The following is a 16794-nucleotide window of genomic DNA, read 5'->3' as shown; positions in this document are numbered from 1 at the left end:
ACATCCTCGCAAACGGCTTACTTGATATGCCGCCCGCCGTTGACGGTCAGGGTGGTACCGGTGACATAGGGGTTGTCCAGCAGGTAACGCACGCTCTGGTAGATCACCTCAGGCCCGGGCTCGATGCCCAGGGCCGACTTGGCCAGGACCTTGGCGCGATAGGCCGCGTCGTCGCCTTCGTTGAACATCACCATGGCCGGCGCGATACCGTTGACCTTGATCAGCGGCGCGAACTGCGCGGCAAACGATAGCGTGAGGCTGTCGAGGCCGGCCTTGGTGGCGCAATAGGCGATGTGCTGACGGCTGCCCTTGCGCACCACGTCATCGCTGATGTGCACGATATCGGCAGGTGTCGAGCGTTGCAGCAAGGGTGAACAATGCAGGTTGATCAGGTACGGCGCAAGCATGTGTACGCTGAACATATCGATAAACGCGCGGCTTTCGTCGCCCGGTGTTTCTGCGACCCAGGCCGAAGTATTGTGGATGATCGCACGCAGGCTTTGGGTATGGGTTTGCAGCTGCGCGATGAAGGCAAGAATCCCGGCTTCGCTGGAAAAGTCGGCAAATACGCCGATGGCCCCTCGTTCACGTAGCGCCTGCACACCTGGGCGTTCGCTGCGGTAACTGAAAATCACCGAGTAGCCATCATCCAACAGGCGCTCAGCACAATGCAGGCCGACGCGCTGGCCGGCACCGGTGATCAGGATCGGTGCGTGGGTTGCAATCATGGGAGGCTCAAGTCGCTGGCAGACGCAAACTATACCAGCGACCCGGCCCCTGTGCTCATACGGCGGCTTCGGTGACTTTGCGCGGTGGCGAGGGGTGCAGCCAGTTCGCCAACAGATGCGTCGAGAGCGGAATAAAGAGGTAAACCATCAGCGGCGTCAGGGCGGCGGTGCTGACCAGTACACGGCTGAACAGGTCCAACTCGCCAAGCAGCGGGCCGAGACCGAAGTTGAACAACAATGACACCGGGAAGAACGCCAGCCAAATCGCGACCGCCTGTTTCCAGCGCGGCGGGCGTGCCCCTACGGCACCAAACCAGCCATCGATACCGCTGACACGACGCTCGCAAGGGTTGGCAAACAGCTCGCTTCCGCGACTCAGCCAGGCGCTGCGCGAGGCGGAAAATTCCCAGGCGTGCAGGGTTTTCTCATCGGCGAAGCGGAAGATGATCTGGAACTCATCATCATGGGGTGGCGGGGCGAGTACGCCGGAACCCAGGTAACCCGGGAAGTCAGTGGCCAATTGCTCGCCTTCGCGCAGCCAAGCCATCAATTCTTCGTAGCGACCTTTGGCGACGCGGCGCGCAACCATCAACGTGACGGGTGAGGTAGACATGGTGTATCTCCAGGTATCGAGTGCGCTGGGCCGGGTAAGCGGCGCACGAACGAGGCTGCGGGGTGCTGCAGCGACGTAAAAAACAGGCAAGGATTATTCCTGTTTTGCCGAAATACGCCAGAAACTTCGGATGGATCGCCGTAGATCTTGAATCATGGGCATCAATGGGCGTTAAATAAGATACAAATCCATATGGATATTGCTGACAGCTGATGCCCCAAATCATTGCTCCGTCTCTTGAAGCATCACCTGATAGTCACGCTGACCCCGAAGTGCTGTTTCCAATTCGTGAAGTGGCAAGACTTACAGGCGTTAACCCGGTGACTTTACGTGCCTGGGAGCGTCGCTATGGCTTGATTCAGCCCGTTCGCACCGAAAGTGGGCATCGGCTGTACTCAAGCACCGATATCGACACGGTTCATCGCATTCTTGACTGGATCGAACGCGGCGTAGCGGTGAGCAAAGTGGGCAAGATCCTGGCGCGTGATCAACGGCCCGGCGAGCTGGCCACGGCGTCACGCAGCGATATCGAACTGGAATGGCAGCAGTGGCAGGCGCAACTGCGGGTGGCCATCAGCGCTTTTGATGATCGTGAACTGGGGCAGTTGTACGGACAAATCTTCAGCGCTTATTCAACCACCGTCGTATTTCAGGACATCATGATGCCCCTCTGGCAGCAACTGCTGCGTCACCAGGGGCGTTTTGGCCAAGCCAGCGAATGGCTGTTTTTCGACAACTTCCTGCGTTCGCGCACCGCTCAACGGCTGCAATTGGCGTGTGCTTCACCGGCACCGAGGGTGTTGCTGGCCGCCATTGCCGGCGAGTGTCGTGAGCTGGAACTATTGGTCGCGGGTTTATTGATATCCAGCGACAAGCTCGCGGTAAAAGTCCTGGGTGTTGGCCAACCGCTCGATGAGTTGACGCTGGTCTGCGAGAGAACTCGGCCACAAGCCCTGGTGCTGTTTTCCAACCATTCTCCCGGTGCAGAACTGCCTTCGCGGCTCAGTCGCCTGGCATTGACGCTCAATTGCCCGTTGCTGTTGGCTGGCGATGCCTCGGACCTCGCCGAGCACAGCCTGGCAGGCTCATCGATAGGTTGCCTGGGCAATGACGGACGTTTGATGCAGCGCCGCTTGCAGCAGTTTCTCAGTGGTCACCTGGATACCTGAACTCAGGCGTGCACGTGGGGATGAACCAGGCGGTGCTGGTGCAGAATGAACTGGCGCAGGCGCTCGGTCTCATCTGCATCACTCTGGCTCAGGCGGTAAGCGAACAGGCCTCGGGCAGTTTCCCGCTCCAGCGTGCCGCGAAGCGCGATACGTTCGTAGCCGGAAGGGCTGAACCACAGGGAAAAGGTCTTGGGCGGTTTCGCCCGGCCGCGCACTTCTACCAGTACACCCTTGAATGATACTTCGTGCACCCACAATGCACTGGGGTAGCCCTTGACGTTTTCCAACGCCACGGGCGCTTCAAGGGCCAGGCGCCACGGGCGGATCATCGGCCCGTCTTCGAAAATGCTCGGCACGCCCAGGCGCAGATGCACCGCATGAAACTCATCTTCCACCAAGCGCAGGGGGAAGGTGAGCTGCTGGTTGTCGAACTGGGCCTGGATGGTGACTTGGTCGTGAGCGGCCAGCCGCGTGAGCAAATCACGAATCTGCGCGCCGCCATTAACCGTCAGGCTCGACCACGCATCCCGCAGATTGAGCTGCGGGTTGTGCTGCATGTCCTGGATAAAGTCCAGTTCGTCCTGCGTCAAAAGCGTGTCGCGGTGCATTGATCTAGCTCAAGGCTGAGGCATTAAAAAGCCATTATCGCTCTAAAGACTGGGTTTTTTACAGTTTGTTAATTCCACTCGTCGCCTTGAGCGCCGCGAGCTCGTTTTTAAGCTCGGCCAACTGCGTTTCCAACTGGGCGACGCGTTGCTGCGCCTTGACTTGAGTGGTGACGTCTTTTTGCACACCGACGAAATACGTTTGCCTGTCCGCCTCGTTGTACACCGTCGAAAGTGACAGCTCATTCCAGAAGTGAGTGCCGTCCTTGCGGTAGTTACGCAGGATCTCGCGACATGCGCCGCCGTTGTCGAGGGCTTCACGAATGGCCATCAGTGCCGGCTGGTCACGGTCACCGGACTGGAGGAAGCGGCAGTCCTGATAAAGGATCTCGTCCAGGGTGTAGCCGGTCAGGCGTTCGAACGCAGGGTTGACGTAGATCAGCGGTTTGTCCTTGCCCTCACGCTCGGCAACGACGATCCCATCGTTTGAGGCATTGACGACCATTTGCAGCAGCTTGGCGTTAATCATTGAGCGGTCCATGGCTTGTGTTTGACGGTGCAAGTTTAAGGCAAGTCTTGATTCTTGCACGCTGCGCGCTGAATTATCGGCACAGACTGCTAATATCCCAGGCTTTGACTCAACTACAGGATCAGATTGATGAAAGTCGCCATCCTTTCCGGCTCGGTCTACGGTACGGCTGAAGAAGTCGCTCGCCATGCGGAAAAAATCCTCAAGGACGCCGGTTTTGAAGCCTGGCACAACCCTCGCGCCAGCCTGGGCGAGGTGCAGGCGTTTGCTCCCGATGCGTTCCTTGCGGTGACCTCGACCACCGGCATGGGCGAGTTGCCCGATAATCTGCAACTGCTGTACTCAAGCATTCGCGACCAACTCCCCGCCGCCTGGCGCGGGCTGCCGGGCGCGGTCATCGGCCTGGGTGACGCCAGCTATGGCGATACGTTCTGCGGTGGCGGCGAGCAAATGCGCGAACTGTTCGGCGAGTTGGGCGTGCGTGAAGTGCTGCCGATGCTGCGCCTGGACGCCAGCGAAAGCGTGACCCCGGAAGCCGACGCCGAGCCTTGGCTGGCTGAACTGGTCGTCGCGCTGCGCGGTTGAGCGAAGGGGCGGCCGTTGTACTATTCTCTTGGCTGACTCGCTCAGTCATCAAGCTGGCTGCGAAGGCAACTCCTTGTGCCACGGCGTCTGACTAGACTGGCTCTCACTTAGACACAATAACAAGTGCGCCAAGGAGGACGTTGCCGTGAGCCTAGCCCCTGCATCATCGCCAGAAAACATCAAAGCCCAGGTCAGTGCTGCCGAATGGCAAACCCGCGTTGACCTGGCGGCCTGTTATCGCCTGGTGGCGATGCATGGTTGGGATGATCTGATCTTCACGCATATTTCGGCCAAGGTGCCGGGCACGGAAGATTTCCTGATCAACCCTTATGGGCTGATGTTCCACGAAATCACGGCCTCAAGCCTGGTCAAGGTTGACCAGGCCGGCAACAAGCAAATGGACAGCCCCTACGAGATCAACCCCGCGGGCTATACCATCCACAGCGCCATCCACGAAGTGCGTCATGACGTGACCTGCGTGTTGCATACCCACACCGCTGCCGGTGTGGCGGTTTGCGCACAAAAGCAAGGCGTATTGCCCATCAGTCAGCAGTCGCTGTTTGTGCTGTCCAGCCTCGGCTATCACGCCTACGAAGGCGTAGCGCTGAACCATGAGGAAAAAGCCCGTTTGCAGGCGGACCTTGGGCAAAACAATTTCCTCATGCTGCATAACCACGGCTTGCTGACCTGTGCTGGCACCATCGCCGATACCTTCCTGATGATGTTCACCTTCCAGCGCGCCTGCGAGATCCAGGTGCTGGCGCAAAACGGCGCAGCGCAGCTGATTGCCATCGAGCCGCAAATCCTGGCTGGCGCCAAGGCGATGGTGGCGGCTGTCACAAAAAGCGCCCAAGGTATGGGAGGTGCGCTGGCCTGGCCGGCGCTGCTGCGCAAATTGGACCACCAGAACCCCGGGTATAAAAGCTGATGCCACTCGCCGAGATACCGCTCAGAGCCTGGCGCAAACGCGGCCAGGACTTCGTCTTTCGTGGCCGTACCCTGCGTTACTGGGTGGCCGGGCAGGGCACGCCTCTGCTGCTTATTCATGGCTTCCCCACCGCCAGTTGGGATTGGCATTACCTGTGGCAGCCCCTGGCCCAGCGCAATCTGGTGATTGCCTGCGACATGCTCGGTTTTGGTGACTCGGCCAAGCCCCTGAACCACGACTATTGCCTGTTGGAGCAAGCCGACTTGCAACAGGCGTTGCTTGAACACCTGGGAGTGGAGCAGCCGGTGCATGTGTTGGCCCATGACTATGGCGACAGTGTCGCCCAGGAGTTACTTGCCCGGCATTACGAAGGCCGCTTCCAGATGGCCAGTTGCGTATTTCTCAACGGCGGGCTGTTCCCGGAAACCCACCGTCCCACCCTGGTGCAAAAGTTATTGCTCAGCCCGTTGGGCTGGATGATCGGCCGGGCTTATGGGCGCAATGCCCTGGCCAGCAGTTTCAGCCAGATATTCGGCCCGCGAACGCGGCCCAGTGAAAGCGCTCTGGATGATTTCTGGAGTCTGATCAGTTGCAACGACGGGCCGCGTATCCTGCACAAACTGATCGCCTACATTCCCCAGCGTCGACGCCTGCGTGATCGCTGGGTGGCCGCCATGCAGCACGGCAGCGTGCCGATGCGGGTGATCGACGGCGAGGTGGACCCGATTTCCGGCGGCCATATGGTCGAGCGCTTTGAGCAACTGGTGCCCCACGCCGACACGGTATTGCTGGCCGATATCGGCCATTACCCGCAGATCGAGGCGCCGGTGCAGGTGCTCAGGCATTACCAGGCCTTTCGTGATCGCATCGGCCAGCCTTCGCCGCAAGCGGTCTATTCCTGAGCCTGGCTTCTCCAGCGGGTATCATCCTGCTGCCTTATCGAGCACCATTCAGCCTCGGCCGTCTTTATTGTGACCAAAGGCGCTGTGCGTGACACTCTGCCTATTCCCATTGTCGCCAGCGGAGTTCGGTATGAGTGAATCAGTGCAGTTCCAGGATAAGGTCGTGATCGTCACCGGTGCCGGCGGTGGCCTGGGCCGTGCTCATGCACTGCTGTTCGCCAGGCACGGAGCCAAAGTGCTGGTCAATGACCTGGGTGGCTCCACCCAGGGCGAGGGCGCCAACGCCTCGGCGGCCGACCGGGTGGTAGCAGAGATTCGCGCGGCAGGCGGCATTGCCGAGGCCAACCATGATTCGGTCACCGACGGTGACAAGATCGTACAGAACGCTCTGGATGTCTTCGGCCGGATCGACGTGGTAGTCAACAACGCCGGGATCCTGCGCGACAAGACTTTCCACAAGATGGACGACAGCGACTGGGATCTGGTTTACCGGGTGCATGTCGAAGGCGCCTACAAGGTTACGCGTGCCGCCTGGCCCCATCTGCGCGAGCAAGGTTATGGCCGGGTGATCTTCACCGCCTCCACGTCAGGCATCTACGGCAACTTCGGCCAGTCCAATTACGGCATGGCCAAGCTGGGCCTGTATGGGTTGACCCGCACCCTGGCGCTGGAAGGGCGCAAGAACAATATCCTGGTCAACGCCATCGCCCCTACCGGCGGTACGCGCATGACCGAAGGGCTGATCCCGCCCCAGGTATTCGAGCGGCTCAAGCCGGAACTGGTCAGCCCGTTGGTGGTGTATTTGGGCAGTGAAGCCTGCCAGGAAACTTCAGGGTTGTTCGAAGTGGGTGGCGGCTGGATCGGCAAGACCCGTTGGGAGCGCAGCCTGGGGGTGGGGTTTGATCCCGAAGCGGGCTTCTCGCCGGACGAAGTGGCGGCGCATTGGCAGCAGATCTGTGATTTCGAAGGGGCTGCACATCCCAAGGACAACATTGAGGCATTGAAGGAGATGATGGCCAACTTGCAGAAGTTCAGCCTCTGATCATTGCCGGAACATCACTGAATCTCGCGGGGCGTCGATGACGCCCCTTTTTATTTCAGGCATAAAAAAGGCCGCTGCATAAGCAGCGGCCGAAGTAAGACGTTGGATCAAGGAGCGACAAATCAACGTCAGTGAACACCGGTAACAGACTGAATACGGGATCAATCCGTTGTAAATCTGCTGTTCTCCCCCAGCAGGGAGCGGGCCATTTGCCCTGAAAGCGAGGTAAGAATAGTCGCTTGTAACAAAATGAGTAATAGCAGTTCAGGACAAGGACTGTTACCAATTACGCAACAGTTGTGCGGCGTTCATCGACTCTTCTGATAACGCCCTATCCACCCCATTCATGCGCAATCTTCACGCCACAGGCGGTGGCCAAGGCGACGACGCTGGGCTTGATGGCCTAGGCGCGTAATGCCTGGCGGTATTCGCCCGGGGTGGCCCCCAAGGCCTGGCGAAAGCGCTGGTTGAAATGGCTGGCGCTGGAAAAACCGCACCTCAAAGCCACTTCACCCAGGGGCAGCGTGCTGCTGCGCAGCAGGGTCTTCGCCCGCGCCAGACGGCGTGCCAGCAGGTATTGATGGGGCGGCACGCCGAAACTCTGACGGAACATCCGGGCGAAATGGTATTCCGACAGCGCGCACATCGATGCCAACTGGCCGAGGCTGATGGGGTCTTCGACATGGTGGTCGATGTACTCCACCAGACGCCGCCGTTGGTGCGCCGCCAGCCCGCCTTTGAGGCGCAGGCCCTCGCGTACGCCGACCTGGTTGAGCAGGGTGTGGCTGAGCAACTCATGGGCCAGGCTGCTGGTCAGCAAGCGCTCTGCGGGTTCGAGCCAGTTGAGGCTAATCAGCTGGTGAAAGCGCCGGGCCTGGCGGGCGTCTTCAAGGAAGGTCGTCTCACGCAACTGCAATTCCCGCGGCTCGCGGTCCAGCAGGGTGACGCAGCCGAGGGCAAATTGCTCCGGGCTGAAATACACGTGGGCCAGGCGAATCTCGCCATTGATCACCCACGCCGACTGGTGCTCGGCCGGCAGAATGCACAATTTGTCGGGGCCGCCCTTGGTACCCGGCCGGTCGCGACGAAAGGTGCCAGTGCCGCCGCCGATATAGCAGGACAAGGTGTGATGGCTGGGCGCCTGATAGTCCTGGGCATCGTGGTGGTTGCTCCACACGGCCGCAGACAAACCGTCACCGAGCTCGGCGCAGGCTTCCAGGCGTGCGTGGGGCGAGCGGTTGAGGGATTGAAAGACGTGCAGCGATTCCAGCTCTGGCATGGTGTGTTCTCCGACGCCTTGCATCCTACTCCCGGCGGCGAGCGCTGTGAGCCCGTCACCCGACAAAAGCGCAAGAATGTGCAAGAACCTCAGGGCGATTAACCGCAACACTGTGGCTCAATCGTCGGAGCCTGCTATGAACCTCTTCTTGTACTTACTCACGGTGCTGATTTGGGGTACCACCTGGATCGCGCTCAAATGGCAACTGGGCGTGGTGGCGATTCCCGTGTCGATTGTCTATCGCTTCGGCCTGGCGGCGCTGGTGCTGTTCGCGCTGTTGCTGCTCAGCCGCAAATTGCAGGTGATGAACCGCCGCGGGCACCTGATTTGCCTGGCCCAAGGGCTGTGCCTTTTCTGCGTCAACTTCATGTGCTTTCTCACCGCCAGCCAGTGGATCCCCAGTGGCCTGGTCGCCGTGGTGTTTTCCACGGCGACCTTGTGGAATGCCCTGAATGCCCGGGTGTTTTTCGGCCAGCGGGTTGCACGTAACGTATTGACGGGCGGCGCGCTGGGGCTGCTGGGCCTGGGCTTTCTGTTCTGGCCGGAACTGGCCGGGCATACCGCCAGCCCGCAGACCTTACTCGGGCTGGGCCTGGCGCTGCTGGGAACGCTGTGTTTTTCGGCGGGCAATATGCTGTCGAGCCTGCAACAGAAGGCCGGGCTCAAACCGTTGACCACCAATGCCTGGGGCATGGCCTATGGGGCAGCCATGTTGGCGACCTATTGCGCAGTGCGTGGCATTCCCTTCGAGATGGACTGGAGCGCACGGTATATCGGTGCGCTGTGGTACCTGGTGATCCCGGGCTCGGTGATTGGGTTTACCGCCTACCTCACCCTGGTCGGCCGCATGGGGCCGGAAAAAGCGGCATATTGCACCGTGCTGTTTCCGGTGGTGGCGTTGAATGTGTCTGCATTCGCCGAGGGCTACCAGTGGACGGCGCCGGCGTTGGTGGGGCTGGTGCTGGTGATGTTGGGGAATGTATTGGTGTTTCGTAAACCCAAACCGGTAAACCCGGTTTTCCAAGCGAAACACATTTAACCGAGTTGCCTGGTCTATTTCAGGCCCAGGCGCTTGGCCATGCGCCCAAGGTTGGCGCGGTCCAGGCCCAGTTCGCGGGCGGCGCCGGCCCAGTTGTGCTGATGACGTTCCAGACAGGCGCTGATGATCTGGCGCTGATAGTGCTCGGTGGCCTGGCGCAGGTCGCCAGTGGCGATGGGCGCGGCTTGCACTGGTACATCAATCACCGCTGCACTGATGTCAGGCAAGTCCAGGTCCTGGGCGCTCAGGCTGAGAATCTTCGGGCGTTCGCGACAGTTGCCCAAGGCTTTGAGCGCGCTACGTCCGATCAGGTGTTCCAGTTCGCGCACATTGCCCGGCCAGTTGTAAGCCAGCAGCGCCGCCTGGGCGTCACTGGTCAGGCGCAAGCTACCCAGGCCCATGCGCGACCGGTTCTGTTCGAGGAAAAAGCCTGCCAATAGCAGCACATCCCGTCCGCGCTCACGCAGCGCCGGCACTTGCAGCGGGTACACGCTCAGGCGATGGTAGAAATCGGCGCGGTAGCGGCCATTGCGCACCTCTTCGGCAAGGTCGCGGTTGGTGGCGGCAATCAGGCGCACGTCCACCTGGTGTTCCTTGTCCGAGCCCAGGCGCTGCAACTGGCCGCTTTGCAGTACGCGCAGCAGCTTGGCCTGCACGCTCAATGACAGTTCACCCACTTCGTCCAGGAACAACGTGCCGCCGTTGGCCAGTTCGAATTTGCCCCGTCGCTCATTCAACGCGCCGGTGAAAGCACCGCGCACATGGCCGAACAGCTCGCTCTCTACCAGGGTTTCCGGTAGCGCGGCGCAATTGAGGCTGATCATCGGCTTGTCGGCACGCGATGACGCGGCATGGATCGCCTGGGCCACCAGTTCCTTGCCGACCCCGGTTTCGCCGGTGATCAGCACGGTCAGGTCGCTGCCGCCCACCAGCTTGATTTCCTCGACCAGCCGTTTGTGCGCTTTGCTCTGGCCGATCATTTCCTTGTGCTGCTGACCGCTGGCCTGGCGATAGATTTCGGCGCGCTGGTGCTCGTCCTCGGCCCGTAGCGCCAGGCGCTCAATGCGTTCAGCCACATTGACCGTGGCCGCGGCCAGGCTGGCGAAGGCTTGCAGCGCGTCCAGTTCGACCCGTTCAAAGCGTTCGTTGTCGAGGGCGTCAAGGGTCAGCAGGCCCCAGGGCTGGTCGTCGATAAACAGCGGGCAGCCCATGCAGTCGTGGACTTCAAGGTGGCCGTGCAAACCGGCGACCAAGCCGTCATAGGGGTCGGGCAATTGGCTGTCGCTGTCGAAGCGGGTAGGGCCGGGGCTGCTGAGCAATATTTCAAAGCGCGGGTGTTCGCTGATCTTGAAACGGCGGCCCAGGGTATCGGCGCTCAAGCCATCCACCGCCAGCGGCACCAGCCATTCGCCATCCAGGCGCAGCAGCGCGGCGGCATCACACGGCAGCAGGGCGCGCATGGCTTGCAGCAGGCGGCGGTAGCGCTCGCCTTCGGGCAATTCGCGGGACAGGTCGGCGACCAGCGGCAGCAGGGCGGTGAGCAGCGATTTTGCAGTCATAATGACTCCTTGTAGTCGATATGACTATAAAGCGTAAGAAGTCATATTGACTACAAAATATCTAAGCTGTTGAAAATTAGGAATTTATTAGTTGGCACGAATACTGACTACCTAAAGGTAATGAGTAAAAAGACCCAGGAGTCTGCCATGCTAAGTGCCCAAGACCGTGCCATCGTCAAATCCACTGTGCCCCTGCTGGAAAGCGGCGGCGAAGCACTGATTACCCACTTCTACCGCATGATGCTGTCCGAGTATCCCGAAGTCCGCCCGCTGTTCAACCAGGCCCACCAGGCCAGCGGCGACCAGCCCCGGGCCTTGGCCAATGGCGTGCTGATGTATGCGCGGCATATCGACCAGTTGGACCAGTTGGGTGACCTGGTGGCCAAGATCATCAACAAGCACGTGGCCTTGCAGATCCTGCCGGAGCATTACCCGATTGTGGGTGCCTGCTTGCTGCGGGCTATTTCCGAAGTGCTGGGCAGCGAGATTGCCACCCCTGAGGTGATGAGTGCCTGGGGCGCGGCCTACGGCCAGTTGGCGGACATTTTGATCGGTGCCGAAGCGGCCATCTACGACGAAAAAGCCCAGGCGCCCGGCGGCTGGCGGGGGGCGCGACCATTCCTGTTGGTCAAGCGCGTGGAGGAGAGTGACGAGATCATCTCCTTCTATTTTGCCCCAGTGGACAATGGCCCGATCCTGGCTGCCGAGCCCGGCCAGTACATCGGCCTGAAGTTGGTCCTCGACGGCGAAGAGGTGCGTCGCAACTATTCCCTGTCGGCCCTCACCGATACCGGCATGTACCGCATCAGCGTCAAGCGCGAAGCCGGCGGGCGAGTGTCCAACTACCTGCATGACCAGATGCACGTTGGCGCAACGGTTGACCTGTTTCCACCGTCGGGCGAGTTCACCCTGGCTGCCAGCGATAAGCCGCTGGTGCTGATCAGCGGCGGGGTGGGCATTACGCCAACCCTGCCGATGCTCGAAGCAGCCCTGGCGAGCGAGCGGCCGGTGCACTTTATTCACTGTGCGCGTAATGGCGGGGTGCATGCGTTCCGTGACTGGGTGGACACCCTGGCGGCCAAGCACCCGCAGCTCAAGCGCTTCTACTGCTACGCCGAGGATGACGGTATCAGCCCGGCGGCGGACAAGGTCGGGATGCTCAATCAGGAGCAATTGGCGGCCTGGTTGCCCGAAGACCGTGATATCGATGCGTACTTCCTGGGGCCCAAGGGCTTCATGGCGGCGATCAAGCGTCACCTCAAGGCCCTGGGTGTGCCGGATAAGCAGGCTCGCTATGAGTTCTTCGGCCCGGCGGCGGCGCTTGAATAGATTTTAGCCCATTGACCGTATCGGCATCATCGCGGGCAAGCCCGGCTCCCACATTGGAATGCGTTCTCTGTGGGAGCCGGGCTTGCCCGCGGTGGCGTCCGCATAATCACTACATTTACCATGATTAATCCGCTGTTAACCCCTCTCTGTTTTAACCACTGCCTGTGTGTAAACTTGTTGCCATCAGGCACAACCATAATCAGAGAAAGGGAAAGACGGGGATGATTGACGACATGCGTTTGGGCAGGGAGCGGCGCTTTCTGGTGTTGCTGGGCATTATCTGCCTGGCGCTGATTGGCGGCGCGCTGTACATGCAAGTGGTGCTGGGCGAAGCGCCGTGCCCGCTGTGTATCCTGCAACGCTATGCCTTGCTGCTGATTGCGGTCTTCGCGTTTATCGGTGCCGCCATGCGCACCAAAGGCGCGGTGACCTTCTTTGAAGGGTTGGTGGTGCTCAGCGCCTTGGGCGGCGTGGCCGCCGCCGGCCACCATGTGTACACCCAGTTCTTTCCTCAGGTCAGCTGCGGCATCGATGTGTTGCAACCGATCGTCGATGATCTGCCCCTGGCCAAAGTGTTTCCCCTGGGGTTCCAGGTCGATGGTTTCTGCAGCACCCCTTACCCGCCGATCCTCGGCCTGTCCCTGGCCCAATGGGCGCTGGTGGCGTTCGTGCTGACAGTGGTCCTGGTACCCCTGTGTATCTACCGCAACCGTCATCCCAAAGCCTGACCCCTCGCAGCGACAAAACGCTCCGGCCTTCTTGAGTAGGCCGGAGCGTTTTGGTTTGTAGGGATTTGTGAAAGCGCTGTGACGAGGGGCAACTTAAGGTGCGCGCAGCGTGCGACATGTTGTCACACGGACGCTGTCGCAGGACGTTTCTGACCCGCCGAATCGACCCTTAAATTTGCACCCGGCGCACAAATTGTGCTGTCAGTTCGTGGGCCTGGCCGTGCCGTGACGGGCGCGAGTCTGGAGAGCTTGATGGATCTGCGAATCCCTTGGTTTATGGGCACTTGCATCCATTGGTCATGCCCTTACAGGCTGTAAGGGAAGTGGCAATCTGCCCAATAACACGGCAATTTTTGTGGTTTTTGTTGAGAATCGAACGCGATAAGATCGCGAATCTTTGCAACTTTGGTGAAGGATTGTTGCTGGAATCGATAAAAATTATTTCTTTATAAGACATGGTTTATACATCGCTAGCTAACTACAATCGCCCGCACTGAATGTCCGGTGCTGTTCAATATTTGAGCATTGGAGCGGTCGAGGAGCAGATGGAAGGCTCTGTGCGACCCCAGGTTCCGGCAGCCTTTCAACTATCCGCACCAAATGGAATTGGTCTGTAACAAGGCCTTTAGCCACGAAATCGAATAAGAACTCACTGCAGGTCCGTGAAACGTACAGTTATGACGTGTCGGGCAGGCTCTTATTCAATCGAAGAGAAATGCCAACCCTTGGCAGGGTGAAGTGTTGGCGATCAAAACCCAACTGCATTGCGCAAGCTGCTTTAGAGGTCGTGAGATGAGTAAAAACAGGTACCCCCGATTACTAGGCTTTTTGCCGCTGCTTGGCATGTTTTTAATGCTGGGAGGCTGCAAGTGGACCTTGCTCGACCCAAAAGGACAGGTCGGTCTGGATGAACGAAACCTGATCATCACCGCTACCCTGCTGATGTTGCTGGTTGTGGTTCCTGTGATCGTGATGACCTTCGCCTTCGCCTGGAAATACCGCGCGTCCAACACCAGCGCCACCTACGCGCCGAAGTGGTCGCACTCCACCAAGATCGAAATCGCGGTGTGGCTGGTCCCGATCCTCATCATTATCGCCCTGGGTTACATCACCTATAAGTCGACCCACGCTCTGGACCCGTACCGTCCACTGGAATCCGACGTGAAGCCTGTGAACATCCAAGTGGTCGCGCTGGATTGGAAGTGGCTGTTCATCTACCCGGACCTGGGTATCGCCACCGTCAACGAGATCCGCTTCCCGGAGCACACCCCGCTTAACTTCCGGATCACCTCCGACGCCGTGATGAACTCGTTCTTCATCCCTGCACTGGGTGGCCAGATTTACGCGATGGCAGGCATGCAGACCCGCCTGCACCTGATCGCCAACCAGAAAGCTGAAATGGAAGGCATCTCCGCCAACTACAGCGGCGCTGGCTTCACCGGCATGAAATTCAAAGCGATCTCGACAAGCCAGGAAGATTTCGACGCCTGGGTAGCTGCAGTCAAGGCCGCACCTAAACAGCTTGATCAAGCTGAATACGACGCCCTGACCAAACCAAGCCAGAACAACCCTGTCGCCTTGTACTCCGCGTATGAGCCGGACCTGTTTCAGAAAATCGTCGACAAGTACGAAGGTATGAAGCCAGGCAAGCCGGTCAAGCACGAGAAGAAAGAAGTGGCCGCGGTTGAAGGTTCTGATACAGGCGCGCATTCAACTGCTGGGGCAGAGGAGTAAACGATGTTTGGTAAATTAAGTTGGGACGCGGTCCCATTCCACGAGCCGATCGTGATGGTGACCATCGCCATGATCGCGCTGGGTGGTCTGGCACTGGTTGCGGGTATTACGTACTTCAAGAAGTGGTCCTACCTGTGGACCGAGTGGCTGACCTCGGTCGACCACAAGAAAATCGGCGTCATGTACGTCATCGTTGCCATGGTCATGCTGTTGCGTGGTTTTGCCGACGCCATCATGATGCGTACCCAGTTGGCCATGGCCACCGAGGGTTCGCCTGGCTACCTGCCACCTGAACACTATGACCAGATCTTCACCGCCCACGGTGTGATCATGATCATCTTCATGGCGATGCCATTCTTCACCGGCTTGATGAACCTTGCCTTGCCGCTGCAGATTGGTGCGCGTGACGTTGCCTACCCGTTCCTGAACTCCCTGAGCTTCTGGCTGCTGGTTTCCGGCGTGGTGCTGATCAACGTTTCCCTGGGCGTCGGCGAATTTGCCAAGACCGGTTGGGTTGCGTATCCGCCATTGTCGGGCTTGCAATACAGTCCGGGCGTGGGTGTGGACTACTACATCTGGGCCCTGCAGTTATCAGGACTCGGGACGACATTGACGGGGGTCAACTTCCTGGCCACCGTCCTGAAAATGCGCGCCCCTGGCATGAAACTGATGGACATGCCGATCTTCACCTGGACCTGCACCTGGGCAAACGTGCTGATCGTGGCTTCGTTCCCGATCCTTGCCGCTACCATGGCGCTGCTGTCGCTTGACCGTTACCTGGATTTCCACATTTTCACCAATGAACTTGGTGGCAATCCAATGATGTACGTGAACCTGTTCTGGGCATGGGGTCACCCTGAGGTGTACATCCTGATCCTGCCAGCGTTCGGTATCTTCTCCGAAGTGATCTCGACCTTTACCGGCAAGCGCCTGTTCGGTCACCACTCGATGGTCTACGCATCGGGCGCGATCTCCGTACTGGGCTTCATGGTGTGGCTGCACCACTTCTTCACCATGGGCTCGGGGGCCAGCGTCAACGCCTTCTTCGGCCTGGCGACGATGCTGATTTCCATCCCGACGGGGGTGAAGCTATTCAACTGGCTGTTCACCATCTACCACGGTCGTCTGCGCATGACCAGCCAGGTCCTGTGGACCCTGGGCTTCATGGTGACCTTCGCCATTGGCGGCATGACCGGCGTACTGCTGGCCATCCCGGGTGCTGACTTCGTGTTGCACAACAGCCTGTTCGTGATCGCGCACTTCCACAACGTGATCATCGGTGGTGCGGTATTCGGCTACATCGCTGGTTTCAGCTTCTACTTCCCGAAAGCGTTCGGCTTCAAGCTGCACGAAGGCTGGGGCAAGGCTGCATTCTGGTTCTGGATCTCGGGCTTCTTCGTCGCGTTCATGCCGCTCTATGCACTGGGCTTCATGGGCATGACCCGTCGTCTGAACGCCACCACCAACCCTGAGTGGGTACCGTACCTGTACGTTGCCATGTTCGGTGCGGTGATGATCGCTGTGGGCATCGCCTGCCAGTTGATCCAGCTGTACGTCAGTGTGCGTGATCGCAAGAAGAACATGTGCGAGTCCGGCGACCCATGGAACGGCCACACCCTGGAATGGTCGACCTCGTCGCCACCACCGTTCTACAACTTCGCTGTGATCCCGACTGCGAACACCATTGATGCCTTCACCGAAGCCAAGGAAGACGGTACTGCGTACCAGAAGCCCAAGCACTACGAGCCGATCCACATGCCAAACAACACCGCCACTGGCGTGGTGATGGGTGCGCTGTTGACCGTGTTCGGTTTCGCGATGATCTGGCACATCTGGTGGCTGGCAATCGCGAGCCTGGTGGGCACTATCGGTTACTTCATCATTCACGCTGCCCGTGATGATCAAGGCTACATGGTGCCGGTCGAAACGATCGAACGCATCGAAGCCGAGCAGCACGCTCGCCTGGTAGCCGAGAAGAAGATTCCGGCCAACCGTGTAGAAACCTCGTTGGAACAGGCTTAAACC

General features: G+C 59.4%; 16 protein-coding genes. 10 read left to right on the top strand and 6 right to left on the bottom strand.

The features are described from left to right. Positions 1 to 17 precede the first annotated feature (17 nt). The gene (folM, locus tag J1G33_RS08395; protein ID WP_223017942.1) at positions 18 to 725 is read right to left on the bottom strand and encodes a dihydromonapterin reductase; all 708 of its coding nucleotides are present in this window, start codon (positions 723 to 725) and stop codon (positions 18 to 20) included. A 58-nt stretch (positions 726 to 783) separates the two neighbouring features. Further along, a complete protein-coding gene (locus tag J1G33_RS08390) occupies positions 784 to 1341 on the bottom strand; it encodes an antibiotic biosynthesis monooxygenase (protein ID WP_032879547.1) in 558 nt (185 codons plus the stop codon). 212 nt (positions 1342 to 1553) lie between these two features. Here J1G33_RS08390 and J1G33_RS08385 point away from each other — a divergent pair, with 212 nt between their 5' ends. After that, positions 1554 to 2510, top strand: coding sequence for a MerR family transcriptional regulator (locus J1G33_RS08385; protein ID WP_032879548.1), 957 nt, complete (start codon positions 1554 to 1556; stop codon positions 2508 to 2510). Between the two features lie 2 nt (positions 2511 to 2512). Here J1G33_RS08385 and J1G33_RS08380 read toward each other — a convergent pair whose 3' ends face one another. After that, the gene (locus J1G33_RS08380; protein ID WP_032879549.1) at positions 2513 to 3118 is read right to left on the bottom strand and encodes a hypothetical protein; all 606 of its coding nucleotides are present in this window, start codon (positions 3116 to 3118) and stop codon (positions 2513 to 2515) included. Positions 3119 to 3176: 58 nt separating this feature from the next. Next, positions 3177 to 3644 (bottom strand): PAS domain-containing protein, encoded by a 468-nt coding sequence (locus J1G33_RS08375; protein ID WP_032879550.1) that lies wholly within the window; start codon positions 3642 to 3644, stop codon positions 3177 to 3179. A gap of 129 nt (positions 3645 to 3773) precedes the next feature. On the opposite strand from J1G33_RS08375, the gene J1G33_RS08370 reads away from it, so the two are divergent. The 4 genes from J1G33_RS08370 (at position 3774) to J1G33_RS08355 (ending at position 7101) form a co-directional block, all read left to right on the top strand. Next, entirely contained in the window at positions 3774 to 4229 is a 456-nt protein-coding gene (locus J1G33_RS08370) for a flavodoxin (protein WP_032879551.1), read from the top strand. A gap of 145 nt (positions 4230 to 4374) precedes the next feature. Then, the gene (locus J1G33_RS08365; protein WP_005791271.1) at positions 4375 to 5157 is read left to right on the top strand and encodes a class II aldolase/adducin family protein; all 783 of its coding nucleotides are present in this window, start codon (positions 4375 to 4377) and stop codon (positions 5155 to 5157) included. After that, on the top strand, positions 5157 to 6059 hold the full coding sequence (locus J1G33_RS08360; protein ID WP_032879552.1) for an alpha/beta hydrolase: 903 nt from the start codon (positions 5157 to 5159) through the stop codon (positions 6057 to 6059). The genes J1G33_RS08365 and J1G33_RS08360 overlap by 1 nt, the downstream gene beginning before the upstream one ends. Before the next feature lie 130 nt (positions 6060 to 6189). Next, a complete protein-coding gene (locus J1G33_RS08355) occupies positions 6190 to 7101 on the top strand; it encodes an SDR family oxidoreductase (RefSeq protein WP_032879553.1) in 912 nt (303 codons plus the stop codon). A 403-nt stretch (positions 7102 to 7504) separates the two neighbouring features. Here the strand turns inward: J1G33_RS08355 and J1G33_RS08350 are convergent, their stop codons facing one another. Then, positions 7505 to 8380, bottom strand: coding sequence for an AraC family transcriptional regulator (locus J1G33_RS08350; RefSeq protein WP_223017920.1), 876 nt, complete (start codon positions 8378 to 8380; stop codon positions 7505 to 7507). A 136-nt stretch (positions 8381 to 8516) separates the two neighbouring features. Between J1G33_RS08350 and J1G33_RS08345 the strand changes: the two genes are divergently transcribed. Then, complete coding sequence (locus J1G33_RS08345) at positions 8517 to 9419, top strand: DMT family transporter (protein ID WP_032879555.1); 903 nt, start codon at positions 8517 to 8519, stop codon at positions 9417 to 9419. A gap of 14 nt (positions 9420 to 9433) precedes the next feature. Here the strand turns inward: J1G33_RS08345 and norR are convergent, their stop codons facing one another. After that, a complete protein-coding gene (gene norR / locus J1G33_RS08340) occupies positions 9434 to 10978 on the bottom strand; it encodes a nitric oxide reductase transcriptional regulator NorR (protein WP_148852672.1) in 1545 nt (514 codons plus the stop codon). Positions 10979 to 11125: 147 nt separating this feature from the next. Here norR and hmpA point away from each other — a divergent pair, with 147 nt between their 5' ends. The 4 genes from hmpA (at position 11126) to cyoB (ending at position 16791) form a co-directional block, all read left to right on the top strand. Next, positions 11126 to 12307, top strand: a complete 1182-nt coding sequence (gene hmpA / locus J1G33_RS08335) for an NO-inducible flavohemoprotein (protein WP_223017919.1) — start codon at positions 11126 to 11128, stop codon at positions 12305 to 12307. Between the two features lie 221 nt (positions 12308 to 12528). Continuing rightward, the gene (locus J1G33_RS08330; RefSeq protein WP_032879561.1) at positions 12529 to 13035 is read left to right on the top strand and encodes a disulfide bond formation protein B; all 507 of its coding nucleotides are present in this window, start codon (positions 12529 to 12531) and stop codon (positions 13033 to 13035) included. 792 nt (positions 13036 to 13827) lie between these two features. Next, complete coding sequence (gene cyoA, locus J1G33_RS08325; protein WP_005791256.1) at positions 13828 to 14769, top strand: ubiquinol oxidase subunit II; 942 nt, start codon at positions 13828 to 13830, stop codon at positions 14767 to 14769. 3 nt (positions 14770 to 14772) lie between these two features. Then, the gene (cyoB, locus tag J1G33_RS08320; protein ID WP_005791254.1) at positions 14773 to 16791 is read left to right on the top strand and encodes a cytochrome o ubiquinol oxidase subunit I; all 2019 of its coding nucleotides are present in this window, start codon (positions 14773 to 14775) and stop codon (positions 16789 to 16791) included. Positions 16792 to 16794 lie beyond the last annotated feature (3 nt).

Source organism: Pseudomonas sp. P867, from assembly GCF_019891455.1.
GTDB classification, from domain to species: domain Bacteria; phylum Pseudomonadota; class Gammaproteobacteria; order Pseudomonadales; family Pseudomonadaceae; genus Aquipseudomonas; species Aquipseudomonas synxantha_A.
The sequence above is the reverse complement of the archived record's forward strand: the minus strand, read 5'-3'. Positions and strand labels throughout refer to the sequence as shown.